The sequence below is a fragment of the Burkholderia sp. AU31624 genome (genome assembly GCF_020420065.1).
Lineage (GTDB): Bacteria > Pseudomonadota > Gammaproteobacteria > Burkholderiales > Burkholderiaceae > Burkholderia.
Genome location: NZ_JAIZRT010000003.1, coordinates 310,109 through 322,316, shown reverse-complemented (window position 1 = coordinate 322,316; position 12,208 = coordinate 310,109). Strand labels below are relative to the sequence as shown.

The 12,208-nt window shown below is 69.5% G+C and carries 12 protein-coding genes; 7 read left to right on the top strand and 5 right to left on the bottom strand.

Translation table 11 applies throughout. From position 1 onward, the window contains the following. Positions 1 to 56 precede the first annotated feature (56 nt). A complete protein-coding gene (gene sodB / locus LGM89_RS11805) occupies positions 57 to 635 on the top strand; it encodes a superoxide dismutase [Fe] (protein ID WP_011352986.1) in 579 nt (192 codons plus the stop codon). 108 nt (positions 636 to 743) lie between these two features. Here sodB and chrA read toward each other — a convergent pair whose 3' ends face one another. Both chrA and LGM89_RS11795 read right to left on the bottom strand, forming a co-directional pair. Beyond that, entirely contained in the window at positions 744 to 1,955 is a 1,212-nt protein-coding gene (gene chrA, locus LGM89_RS11800) for a chromate efflux transporter (RefSeq protein WP_226273097.1), read from the bottom strand. Between the two features lie 86 nt (positions 1,956 to 2,041). After that, positions 2,042 to 2,749, bottom strand: a complete 708-nt coding sequence (locus tag LGM89_RS11795) for a Crp/Fnr family transcriptional regulator (protein WP_027789289.1) — start codon at positions 2,747 to 2,749, stop codon at positions 2,042 to 2,044. Between the two features lie 81 nt (positions 2,750 to 2,830). On the opposite strand from LGM89_RS11795, the gene LGM89_RS11790 reads away from it, so the two are divergent. The 3 genes from LGM89_RS11790 to LGM89_RS11780 all read left to right on the top strand — a co-directional run bounded on the left by LGM89_RS11790 (position 2,831) and on the right by LGM89_RS11780 (position 5,098). Further along, the gene (locus LGM89_RS11790; protein WP_226207152.1) at positions 2,831 to 3,355 is read left to right on the top strand and encodes a DUF962 domain-containing protein; all 525 of its coding nucleotides are present in this window, start codon (positions 2,831 to 2,833) and stop codon (positions 3,353 to 3,355) included. After that, positions 3,348 to 4,394: a 2-dehydropantoate 2-reductase gene (locus LGM89_RS11785; protein WP_226273096.1), complete on the top strand. Its 1,047-nt coding sequence runs from the start codon at positions 3,348 to 3,350 to the stop codon at positions 4,392 to 4,394. The genes LGM89_RS11790 and LGM89_RS11785 overlap by 8 nt, the downstream gene beginning before the upstream one ends. A gap of 101 nt (positions 4,395 to 4,495) precedes the next feature. Continuing rightward, positions 4,496 to 5,098 carry a class I SAM-dependent methyltransferase gene (locus LGM89_RS11780; protein ID WP_226273095.1) on the top strand — a complete coding sequence of 201 codons (603 nt, stop codon included), beginning with the start codon at positions 4,496 to 4,498 and terminating at the stop codon, positions 5,096 to 5,098. Between the two features lie 22 nt (positions 5,099 to 5,120). Here LGM89_RS11780 and LGM89_RS11775 read toward each other — a convergent pair whose 3' ends face one another. Continuing rightward, positions 5,121 to 6,395, bottom strand: a complete 1,275-nt coding sequence (locus LGM89_RS11775; protein ID WP_089473436.1) for an EAL domain-containing protein — start codon at positions 6,393 to 6,395, stop codon at positions 5,121 to 5,123. 192 nt (positions 6,396 to 6,587) lie between these two features. Beyond that, positions 6,588 to 8,024 (bottom strand): multidrug transporter subunit MdtD, encoded by a 1,437-nt coding sequence (gene mdtD / locus LGM89_RS11770; protein ID WP_089440860.1) that lies wholly within the window; start codon positions 8,022 to 8,024, stop codon positions 6,588 to 6,590. Positions 8,025 to 8,244: 220 nt separating this feature from the next. Here mdtD and LGM89_RS11765 point away from each other — a divergent pair, with 220 nt between their 5' ends. Then, on the top strand, positions 8,245 to 8,568 hold the full coding sequence (locus LGM89_RS11765; RefSeq protein WP_089495494.1) for a DUF2917 domain-containing protein: 324 nt from the start codon (positions 8,245 to 8,247) through the stop codon (positions 8,566 to 8,568). A gap of 448 nt (positions 8,569 to 9,016) precedes the next feature. After that, positions 9,017 to 10,408: a CoA transferase gene (locus tag LGM89_RS11760; RefSeq protein ID WP_089495493.1), complete on the top strand. Its 1,392-nt coding sequence runs from the start codon at positions 9,017 to 9,019 to the stop codon at positions 10,406 to 10,408. A gap of 28 nt (positions 10,409 to 10,436) precedes the next feature. Here the strand turns inward: LGM89_RS11760 and LGM89_RS11755 are convergent, their stop codons facing one another. Then, complete coding sequence (locus LGM89_RS11755; RefSeq protein ID WP_089440857.1) at positions 10,437 to 11,183, bottom strand: GntR family transcriptional regulator; 747 nt, start codon at positions 11,181 to 11,183, stop codon at positions 10,437 to 10,439. Between the two features lie 166 nt (positions 11,184 to 11,349). On the opposite strand from LGM89_RS11755, the gene LGM89_RS11750 reads away from it, so the two are divergent. Continuing rightward, complete coding sequence (locus LGM89_RS11750; RefSeq protein ID WP_226273094.1) at positions 11,350 to 12,195, top strand: aldo/keto reductase; 846 nt, start codon at positions 11,350 to 11,352, stop codon at positions 12,193 to 12,195. Positions 12,196 to 12,208 lie beyond the last annotated feature (13 nt).

Below are 12,208 nucleotides of genomic sequence, written 5' to 3'. Positions count from 1 at the left end.
CGGACGCTCGGCAGCATCCAACACAGCCTCCCTACATACTCAACGAAGGAATCGCCATGGCTCATACGCTCCCGCCGCTCCCGTACGCTGAAGACGCACTCGCGCCGACCATCTCGCTCGAGACGATCCAGTACCACTACGGCAAGCACCATCAGGCTTATGTGACGAACCTGAACAATCTGATCCCGGGCACGGAATTCGAAAACCTGTCGCTGGAAGAGATCGTGAAGAAGTCGTCGGGCGGCATCTTCAACAACGCCGCGCAAATCTGGAACCACACGTTCTTCTGGAACAGCCTGTCGCCGAACGGCGGCGGCGCACCGACGGGCGCGCTGGGCGACGCGATCAACGCGAAGTGGGGTTCGTACGACGCATTCAAGGAAGCGTTCACGAAGGCTGCAGTCGGCACGTTCGGCTCGGGCTGGGCATGGCTCGTGAAGAAGGCTGACGGTTCGCTCGACATCGTGTCGACGAGCAACGCAGCAACGCCGCTGACGACCGCCGACAAGGCACTGCTGACGATCGACGTGTGGGAACACGCGTACTACATCGACTACCGCAACGCACGTCCGAAGTTCGTCGAAGCGTTCTGGAACATCGTGAACTGGGACTTCGCAGCGAAGAACTTCGCGTAAGGTCCGGCGCCTGCGCGCCGCTACGGCGCGCGGCACCCAGCAAGAAAAGCCCTCGAAACGAGGGTTTTTTTTGTTTTTGACGCGCTGGAACGTGCCGCGCGTCCCGGGTCAGGCCAGGAGGCCGAGCCCCCAGCCGAGCGCGGCGCTCGCGATCACGACGGCCCACGGCGGCACGCGCCAGAACACCAGCGCGACGAACGCGACGAGCGCGGCGGCCAGATCGCGCGGCGCCACGATCGTGTCGGTCCAGACCGGGTGATAGAGCGCGGCGAGCAGCAGGCCGACGACGGCCGCGTTCACGCCGGCGAGCGCGGCCTGCATGCGCGTGCTGCGGCGCAGGCGTTCCCAGAACGGCGCGGTGCCGGCCACCAGCAGGAACGACGGCGCGAAGATCGACACCAGCGCGATCGTGCCGCCGAGCCAGCCGTTCGGCGCGTTGCGCAGCGACGCGCCGAGGAACGCCGAGAACGTGAACAGCGGCCCCGGCACGGCCTGCGCGACGCCATATCCGGCCAGGAACGCCGCATCGCCGACCCAGCCGGGCGCGACCACGGCCGCCTGCAGCAGCGGCAGCACCACGTGACCGCCGCCGAACACGAGCGCGCCGGTGCGGAAGAACGCATCGACGACGGCGAGCATATCGGCGCGCAGCGTACGGGCCGCGAACGGCAGGACGACGAGCAGCGCCGCGAACAGCGCGAGCCACAGCACGCCCGCGCGAGGCGACACGTGCAGCGGCAGTGGATCATGCGCGCCACGCGGCGGCTGCGGCAGCAGCACGAGGCCGGCCAACCCGGCCGCGACGATCACCGCAACCTGGGTCCACGCGGCCGGTGCGAGCAACGCGACGCAGGCGGCCGCGGCCATCAGCGTGACGCGGCGCGCATCCGGGCACAGCGTGCGCGCCATGCCCCACACGGCTTGCGCGATCACGGCGACCGACACGATGCGCAGCCCGTGCAGCGCACCGGCTTCGATCGGCGCGCCCGTTGCATGCACGCCGAGCGCGAACAGCATCATCAGCAACGCCGACGGCAGCGTGAAGCCGAGCCACGCGGCGAACATGCCCGCGTAGCCGGCGCGCGCGAGGCCGATCGCCATTCCGACCTGGCTGCTCGCGGGCCCTGGCAGGAACTGGCACAGCCCGACGAGATCCGCGTACGTGCGCTCGGTGAGCCAGCCGCGCCGCGTGACGAATTCGGTGCGGAAGTAGCCGAGATGCGCGACCGGGCCGCCGAACGACGTGAGGCCGAGCCGCAGGAACGCGATGAACACAGGCCACGGATGGCGCGAGGGGGCGGAGGCGGTCGATGTGCTCAAGGCGAGGCGGGCGGATGAACGGACGAGCCGCCACGATAGCGCAACGCGGTCACGGCGGGGAGGTCGCGTGGCGGTGGTGCCGAACCTCAGCGCATGCCGTCGGGCAACCCGCTCGCGCGCCGCAGCGCATCGACGTCGACGAGCTCGATCTCGCCGACGTGCAGCCGCACGACGCCGTCGGCCTGCAGCGCCTTCAGCAACTGGTTGGTGGTCTGCCGCGTCAGCGACAGCATCGCCGCGAGCTTTTCCTGCGACAGCCGGATGCGGGTGCGGCCGGCGCTGATCCCGCCGTAGCCGTCGGCGATCATCAGCAGCCGGGCGGCGAGCCGCTGCGCGGCCGGCATCACGCTCATCGATTCGACGGTCAGGAAGCTCAGACGCAGTTTCTGCGCCATCAGCAGCGCGAATTGCCGCCAGTATTGCGGCGTCGCATCGAGGATCGCAAGCAGCGCGGCCTGCGGGACGTGCAGCAGCAGCGCGTCGTCGAGTGCGATCGCGTCGTGCGTGCGCGGCTGGCCGTCGAACAGCGCGATTTCGCCGAACCAGGTGACGGGCTCGGCCACCGTCAGCAGCGCTTCCTTGCCCTGCGGGTCGACCGCACCTATCGTGAGTGAACCGGCCAGTACCGCGTACAGCCCGCACGGCGGGTCGCCGCGCCGGAACAGCGCATGGCCGGCCGGCAGCCGGCGCAGCGCCGCGCGGGCGAGCAGGTCCGCGCGCAACGCGGGCGGCAGCGCGGCGAACCACGGGTTCGCTTCGATCTGCGGCAGGTACGGGGCGAGCGAAGAGGGCATGGGCACGCGATGTCGGGTAGCTGACAGAGGTTCTCGGGCGTGACGCGCATCATAGCGCTCAACCATCGACCAGGAGACGCGATGAAGACGCTCGAAGACCATCTTGCCCAGTATGCGGCCTACCATCGCGACGCGCGCAACATCGCGACGCATCTGGTCGGCATTCCGATGATCGTGTTCGCGGTCGAGGTGCTGCTGTCGCGGCCGGCGCTCGGGATGCTGGCCGGCATCGCGCTGTCGCCGGCGCTGCTGCTGGCGTTCGCGTTCGCGCTGTTCTACCTGCGTCTCGACCTGCGGTTCGGGATCGTGATGACCGCGCTGTTCGCGCTCGGCCTGTGGGCCGCGCAGGCGCTCGCGTTGCTGCCGACCGCGCAATGGCTCGCGATCGGTATAGGCGCGTTCGTCGTCGGCTGGATCGTGCAGTTCGTCGGACACTGGTTCGAGGGGCGCAAGCCCGCGTTCGTCGACGATCTGATCGGCCTGATGGTCGGGCCGCTGTTCGTCGTCGCCGAGGTCGCGTTCTTCGCGGGGCTGCGCGGCGACGTGCGCCGCGAAGTCGAGCGGCGGGCCGGCCCCGTGCACGGCGGCGCGCATTCGCATGTCTGACGCCCCGGTCTGCGTGTTCGGCGCGGGCGCGGTCGGCTGCTATCTCGGTGGACGGCTTGCGGCGGCCGGCGCGAATGTGACGCTCGTCGGCCGCGCGCGGATCGGCGACGCGATTCATCGGCACGGGCTGACGCTGACCGACCAGCGTGGCTACCGCGCGACGCTCGCGCCGGCGGACGTCGTGTTCGAGACCGATCCGGCGGCTGCGGCCGCCGCGCGGCTCGTGCTCGTGGCGGTGAAATCGGCCGCGACGCGCGAGGCCGCGGCGCAGCTTGCCGGTGTGCTGCGGCCCGGCACGGTTGTGGTCAGTTTCCAGAACGGCCTGCACAACGCCGACGTGCTGCGCGAAGCGCTACCGCAAGCCACCGTGCTGGCCGGCATGGTGCCGTTCAACGTGATCGAGCGCGCGCCCGGTGCGTTTCACCAGGGTTCGGCCGGCGCGCTGGCAGCCGAAGTCTCCCCCGCGCTGACGCCGTTCGCCGGCGCATTCGCGCGTGCCGGGCTGCCGCTCGCGCTGCATCGCGACATGCGGGCCGTGCAATGGGCGAAGCTGCTGCTCAACCTGAACAACTCGGTCAACGCGCTCGCGAACCTGCCGCTGCGAGACGAACTCGCGCAACGTGCGTACCGGCGCTGCGTCGCGCTTGCGCAGCGCGAAGCGCTGCACTGGCTGGCGCGGGCCGCGATCCGGCCCGCGCGGCTGACGCCGTTGCCGGCCGGATGGCTCCCGGCCGTGCTCGATTTGCCCGATCCGGCGTTTCGCGTGCTCGGCGGCCGGATGCTCGCGATCGACCCGCTCGCGCGTTCGTCGATGTCCGACGATCTTGCGGCGGGGCGGGCGACGGAAGTCGAGTGGATCAACGGCGAGGTCGTGCGGCTGGCCGCGCGCTTCGGCGGGCAGGCGCCCGTCAATGCGCGACTGTGCGCGCTCGTGCACGACGCGGAACGTGCGGCGGCGCGCCCGGCCTGGCTCGGCGATGCGCTGTGGGCCGAGCTGAGCGCGCAAGCGCCGCACGCGGGCGACGTGCGGGCTGCGTAGGGGCTGCACGACTCGCGGCATGGGCGTGCGTGATGCCGCACGGAGTGTGCAACGGCTAAGATGCGGGGTGCGTCATACGACGCCTATGCGGAGCCGTCACCATGGTGGATCGTCCGACTCTCGATGCCTACGACGCCCATGCCGCGCAATACGCGCAGGACTGGCTCGACCAGGCTGCGCCCGACGACATGTACACGCTGCTGGAGCAGCATTTCTCGCCGGGGCCGACCGCGGACGTCGGCTGCGGGGCCGGGCGCGATACGGCCTGGCTTGCGTCGCGCGGCTTCGACGTGCGCGGCTACGACGCGAGCGCCGCGCTGCTCGACGAGGCGCGGCGCCGCCACCCGGATCTCACCTTCGAGCTGGCCGCGCTGCCGGCGCTGGCCGGCGTGCCGTCCGGCGCGTTTCGCAACGTGCTGTGCGAAACGGTCGTCATGCATCTCGAACCGGCGGAGGCGGCCGCTGCCGCCGCGCGACTGGCCGAGCTGCTGATGCCGGGCGGCACGTTGTACATGAGCTGGCGGGTGGCCGGAAACGGCGCGTTGCGCGACGAGCGCGGCCGCCTCTACACGCCGCTCGATTCGGCGCGGATGAGGGCGGCGCTCGGTGCCGGTACGCAAGTGATCGACGAGCACGAGGTCGTCAGCGCATCGTCCGGCAAGCGCGTGCACCGGCTGATCGTACGCAAGGCTGCCGCGGCCTAGGTAGGGCGGCGCGGCGGCGCGCTCATTCGCGGTTGAGTGCCGCTTCCCAGTTGATGTCGACGCAGAGCACCTGCATGCCGGTCGCGACCGGCGCGGCGATCGACGCGGTCACGCACAGGTGCGCCTCGTTGATCGACAGGTAGGGTGCCGTCAGGTGCACACGGCCCGGCGCGCGCATCGCGTCGATGAAGTACGGGCGGCGTTCCCAGCTTGCCCCTTCGGAATGCAGCAGCGGCCGGAAACGCTTCGCGCGCTGCGAGACGCTGCCGCGCGCGAGCACGTTGTCGCCGATCTGGCGCCCCGAGGCGTCGAGCAGGAAGCAGCGTGCGGTCTCGGGCAGCCCGAGCACGGCTGCGGCCGCGTCGGTCAGCGATTCCCCCGCGACGAGCTTCTGGCTCGCTTCCTCGAGCGCCGCGACGTACGGCGCGAGCCGTTCCGCCTGCGTGCGCTCGCGTTTCGCCACGCGCAGCCGCAACGCGGCCGACAGCGTATCCATGCAGCCCGCGGCGGCCTGCGGCTGCACCGGTTCGACGCTTGGCCCCGCGAAGTACTGGCCCTGCACGAAATCGACGTCGCACTCCAGTGCGATCAGTGCGTCGCGTTCGGTCGCGAGCCCGCCCATCAGCACGAGCTGACCGGATTCGTGCAGCAGCGACACCAGCCCCGGCAGCACGCGTTCGAGATGTGAGTGCTCGCTCGCCTGCGCGAGGATGCCGCGGTCGAGCGTGACGATGTCGGGATGCAGGTGCCACACGCGGTCGATGTTCGAATGCTTCGCGCCGAACCCGACCAGCGCGATCAGGAAGCCGGCCTTGCGCAGCCCGTCGACGATCGCCGCGTAGCGCGGCGTCTCGCCGCCCGCCTGTTCGGGCACCTCGAGCACGACGCGATGCGGCGGCAGCCCGAGCGCCTTCAGGTTCGCGAGCAGCGCGTCGCTGTAGACGGTGTCCATCAGCGCGGCCGGATGCAGGCTCAGGAAGAGCCATTCGTCGTGGCTGTCGAAGGCGTGGAAGTTGCCGAGATGCAGCGATTCGGCGAGCCGGCCGAGCTCGAGCAGGTCACCGCGCCGCGCCGCCTGCGTGAATACCTCGTGCGACGCCACCTGGCGGCTTTCCTCGTCGTGCGCACGCAGCGACGCGTGATAGCCGATCGCGCGGCGGTGCGACACCGAGAAAACGGGCTGGAACACGCTGAACACGGTGTAGCCGCCGTACAGCACGGTGCGCCGGTTCCCGTCGTCGCCGGCGACGGGGCGGGGCGGCTGAAAGCCGGGGGGATCGATTTCGATCATGCTCATGATGTCGGCCGAAGGAGGACTGCCAGTTTACCTAGAGAATAGGCGAGCAAGAAGCGTGCACGGCATCGTACCCCGTGCGGCGGCGCGTCGCGGCCGAGCCCCGCGGGGCATGGCCGGTGTTTCAGATGCGCCTCGCAGGGCCGCGCTGCACCGTGATGGTGCGCGCCGACCCGGTTCGGCGCGCGCCACGCATCACGCGCGCTCGGACGGGTCGGTCTTGCGCGCGGTGCTGCGGATCTCGGGCGCGAGCTGCGCGAAGATCCACGCGGAAGCCGCCGTGATGATGCCGACACAGATGAACGTCGCATGGAACGCCGGCAGCGTGTTGCTCGGCGTCACGGTGCGCAGCATGCCCGTGAACGTCGCGAGCAGCGCCCCCGCGACCGTGACGCCGAGGCTCATCGACAGCATCTGCACGAGCGAGAACAGGCTGTTGCCGCTGCTCGCGCCGCCCGTGCCGAGATCCTTCAGCGTCAGCGTGTTCATCGCGGTGAACTGCATCGAGTTGAAGCCGCCGAACAGCGCGAGATGCACGACCTTCACCCAGACGGGCACCGTGTCGCGCATCAGCGCGAAGCTCGCCATCATCACGCCGACCATGATCGTGTTCGCGAGCAGCACCTTGCGGTAGCCGTGCCGCGTGATCAGGCGCGTGATGATCCGCTTCGAGAACATCCCGGCGGCGGCCACCGGCAGCATCATCAGCCCGGCCTCGAACGCCGAGTAGCCGAGGCTCACCTGCAGCAGCAGCGGGATCAGGTACGGCATCGCGCCGCTGCCGATTCGCGCGAACAGGTTGCCGAGCAGCCCGACGCTGAAGGTATGGATCCGGAACAGCTCCAATGAAAAGATCGGTTGCGGCGCGCGCACCGCATACAGGCCGTACGCGACGAAGCACGCGAGGCTCAGGATCAGCAGCACGAGCACGGCCGCGTGCTGCATCCCGAGATCGGCGAGCCCGTCGAGCGACAGCGAGATCGCGACCATGCCGATCGTCAGCAGCAGATAGCCCTTCAGGTCGAAGCGGCCGACGGCCGGGTTGCGTGAATCGGGCATCGAATAGAAGGTCGCGATGCAGCCCGCGACGCCGACCGGCACGTTGATCAGGAAGATCCAGTGCCACGACGCGATCTTCACGAGCCAGCCGCCGAGCGTCGGCCCGATCAGCGGGCCGATCAGGCCGGGAATCGCGACGAACGACAGCGCGGCCAGGTAGCGCTCGGCCGGAAAGGTACGCAGCACCGCGAGCCGTCCGACCGGCAGCAGCATCGCGCCGCCGACCCCCTGCACGACGCGGAACGCGACAAGTTGCGTGAGCGTATGTGCATTCGCGCACAGCAGCGAGCCGAGCGAGAACACCAGGATCGCGCTGAAGAACACACGCCGCGTGCCGAAGGTGTCGGCGAGCCAGCCCGAGACCGGGATCATCACCGCCATCGTCAGCGAGTACGCGATCACGACCGACTGCATCCGCAGCGGCGATTCGCCGAGGCTCGCGGCCATCGACGGCAGCGCCGTGTTCACGATGGTCGCATCGAGCGTCTGCATGAAGAAGCCCGTTGCGACGAGCCAGAGCATCACGGTGAGATTCTTTTCGCCGGGGGCGGCGGCAGGCGGACGCTGGAACATGGGGGCGGGAGGGTGGCGCGGGACAGCCGACATTGTAGGGAAAGCCGTCGCGTCGTGCCGGTTCGGCGCAAGGACGGCGCGAAGTCCGCCGACAGGCGCCTCCCGTCCCTGTCGAACGACCAGTACAGTTCGGCCAAAAGTGTCTGCAGCCGTATCTGTCCGTGTGCTGCCACTGTCCGAAATACTGATGCCATCGGATCCGTGCGACCAGGAGGCTGCCATGCGCGAACTGCGACTTTATGTGATCGATGGCGACGAGCCGGCCGGTCGGTGGCGGATCGTCGATCGCACCTCGCTGGAGGTGGCCGACGGCGAGGTCTGGGTGACGATCGAGGGCTTGCCCGACGATCACTGGCTTGGCGCCGGGGCTGCGCTGATGCTGACGCCCGGCATGCGCGTATGGGTCAGCGCGGGGTCGCAGGGCGCGACGTTCGCGTTCGGTCCGCTCGAGGTGCCGGCGAGGCGCGCCGCGCAGGCGTGGTGGAGGCCGCTCGTCGCGTGGCGAGACGGCCGGCGCCATGCGCCCGCGTCGTTGCCGACGTAGCGCGCCCGGGGCGGGATCGGCGCTCCGTGCGTGCCGTGTTCGAGCGCATGTGTGATCCAGCCGGCCGTGTGGTCATGCGGCGATCTAAGTGATCTGCGGGTCTGGCTTCGGTACGTCCCGGTCGAGCGAACGTTCGACGCTGGCGCGCGAGCGTTTCGCGTCGGCACGGCAGCGTGCCGACAGCCGCATTCGATTCGCGTGATGGTAGCGGCACCCGGTTGCGCGATCCGGTAGTAAGCGCAGCAGGTCGCGGTTCACGCGTGCAGCGGGCACGCCGGTATCGAGGGTATCGGCAGGTTTCCAGCGCACTGAAAGGCGTGGGTCGGCCGTTTCTGCCGGAACGCAGGGAATACGACCGTATGTGCTGTGCGGATTCGTGCAATCAGGATTGCTCGCGACTGCCGCCGATCCTAGACTCGATGTTGTCTTTCTCACCGCCCATTCCGCCATGACACCCGAACTTGCTTTGGCGCATCTGTGGCGGCTCGCACACGGCGACCCCGGCGCGCTGGCCCGTGCAACCGTAACGGGGCAGGACCCGACGTTGCCTTCGACCTTCCGGGTCGGCACGCTGGCCGCGGCGACGATCGCGGCAGCCGGGCTCGCGGCGGCCGAATGCCACCGGCTTCGCACGGGTGTTGCGCAATCCGTCGACGTGTCGGTGCGCGACGCGCTCGTCGCATTCCGCAGCGAACGCTACCTGCGCGTGGACGATGGTCCGCCGCCGGAGTTGCGTCATCCGGTGACGGGCTTCTTCGAGACGGGCGACGGCCGCTGGATCCAGCTGCACGCGAACTTCCCGCATCACCTGAGCGGCATTCTCGACGTGCTTGGCTGTAGCGCGCAGCGGGACGATGTCGCCGCGGCGATCCGCACGTGGGACGGCGCGGCACTCGATACCGCGCTGGCCGACGCCGGGCTGTGTGCCGCATTGATCAGAACACCTGACGAGTGGGCGTCGCTCGAGCAAGCGCGCGCGATCGCGTCGCTGCCGCTGTTCGAGATCGAGCGGATCGGCGATGCACCGGTCGAGCCGATCGGTCGAGGCGAAGCCGGCCAGCCGCTCACGGGTGTGCGTGTGCTCGATCTCACGCGCATCATCGCGGGGCCGGTCGCGGGCCGCACGCTGGCGTCACATGGCGCGCAGACGCTGCTCGTCAACGGCCCGCACCTGCCGAACATCGCGCCGCTCGTGATCGACAACGGGCGCGGCAAGCGTTCGACGTGGATCGACCTGCGTGATGCCGCGGGCATCGATACGCTGCACGCGCTCGTACACGACGCGGATGTGTTCCTGCAGTCGTACCGGCCCGGCGCGCTCGCGGCGCGCGGCTTCGCGCCGCACGCACTGGCGATGCGGCGGCCCGGCATCGTGTACGTGTCGATATCCGCGTACGGGCATGCGGGGCCGTGGGCGCAGCGGCGCGGCTTCGACAGCCTCGTGCAGTCGGCGAGCGGGATCGCATGGCAGGAGCAGCAGGCCGCGCACGCGGACGCGCCGCGCCACCTGCCGTGCCAGGCGCTCGATCACGCGACGGGGTATCTCGCGGCGTTCGGCGCGATGATCGCGCTCGCGCGGCGGGCGAGCGAAGGCGGAAGCTGGCACGTGCGGATGTCGCTCGCGCAGACGGGACGCTGGCTGCAGTCGTTCGGCAACGTGCCGGACGGCCTGGGTGCGCCCGATCTCGCGGCCGCCGACGTGCGCGACCGGTTCGATCGCATCGCATCGCCGTTCGGCATGCTCGATAGCGTGCGGCCGGCCGAGCGCCTGTCGGCCACGCCGCCGGCGTTCGAACGGCCGCCCGTGCCGCCCGGCACCGACGTCGCGCGCTGGCTGTAAGCGGAAAGCGGCGGCCGCGCGGCCGGCGTTACTTGCGCAGCTCGACGACGAAGTCGTAGTAATCGTTGCGGCAGTAGGTATCGGTCAGTTCGATCGCGCGCTGGTCCGACGTATAGCCGATCCGCGTGATCAGCAGCAGCGCGTCGTGCGGCGCGATGCCCATCTGCTCGGCGATCTCGTCGGTCGCGTTGACCGCGCGGAAATGCTGCAGCGCGCGCACGATCGGCGTGCCGCGCGCTTCGAGATAGCTGTACAGCGAGCCGCCGATCGCCTGCGGATCGGGAATCAGCGTCGCGGGGAACGTCGAGTTCTCGACGGCCATCACGATGCCGTCGGCGAGGCGCAGGCGTTTCAGGCGTGTAACGGATGCGGCCGGCGACAGCCCGAGCTGGATCACTTCGTCGCGGTTCGCCGGCTGGATCTCGCGCGCGAGCCATTGCGAGCTCGGCTTGAAGCCGCGCCGTTCGAGCATTTCGCTGAAGCTCGACAGTCGCGACAGCGGATCCTCGTAGCGCGGCTGGATGAAATTGCCCGCGCCCTGCGTGCGACGGATCAAACCCTGCTCGACGAGCAGCGCGATCGCCTTGCGTGCGGTGATGCGCGACACGCCGAGCGCATCGGACAGCACGCGCTCGGAGGGCAATGCCTCGCCGGCTGTCCAGCGGTTGTCGTGGATCGCGTCGCCGAGCTTGCGGGCGAGCTGCAGGTACAGCGGCGTGTCGTTGTCCGGGTCGGGGCGCAGGTCCTGCCACCGGTCGTCCGTGGGTGCCTTCATGGAATGGGTATCGATCAGGTTGCGGCCATTCTAAGTCATCATGCGGTGCCGTTATAGCCGGTTTTTGCCGTGCAATAGGCCGTCAGCGTGCCGATTGACTACACTGACACGTCGTATTCCATGCTTTGGCCGCGCTGCGCGGCCACGAACCCGCAACGAGGAACGCATGACAGACACGATCGCCACGGTCGTCCTGCCGGACGGCGAGACGATTCCGAAGCTCGGTCAGGGCACCTGGGAAATGGGTGAGCGGCCCGCCCGCCGAGCGGACGAGATCGCCGCGCTGCGCGAAGGCATCGAACTCGGGATGACGCTGGTCGATACGGCCGAGATGTACGGCGACGGCGCGACCGAGGAACTGGTCGGAGAAGCACTCGCGGGCCTGCGCGACGACGTGTTCCTCGTCAGCAAGGTCTATCCGCACCATGCGAGCCGGCGCGGCGTCGTTGCCGCGTGCGACGCGAGCCTCAAGCGCTTGCGCACCGATCGTCTCGATCTGTACCTGCTGCACTGGCGCGGCTCGGTGCCGCTCGATGAAACGGTCGAGGGCTTCGAGGCGCTGCAGCGCGCGGGCAAGATTCGTCGTTGGGGCGTGAGCAACTTCGATACGGCCGATATGGAGGAACTCGTCGAAGACGCGGGCGGCGGTGCCTGCGCGACCAACCAGATCCTCTACAACATCGCGCGGCGCGGCCCGGAATTCGACCTGCTGCCCTGGCTCGCCGATCACCGGATGCCGGCGATGGCGTACAGCCCGGTCGACCATGGGCGGTTACCGAAGCGTTCGCCGCTCGACGAGATCGCGCGGCTGCGCGGCGTGTCGGTGATGCGCGTCGCGCTGGCATGGGTGCTCGCGCAGCCGGGCGTATTCGCGATCCCGAAGGCATCGAGGATCGAGCACGTGCGCGACAATCGCGCCGCGCTCGATTTCGAATTGAGCGATGACGAGCGCGCGCGGCTTGACGCGTATTTCCGTCCGCCGCGCAGCAAGCGCGCGCTCGAGATGCTCTGACGGCACCCGGTCA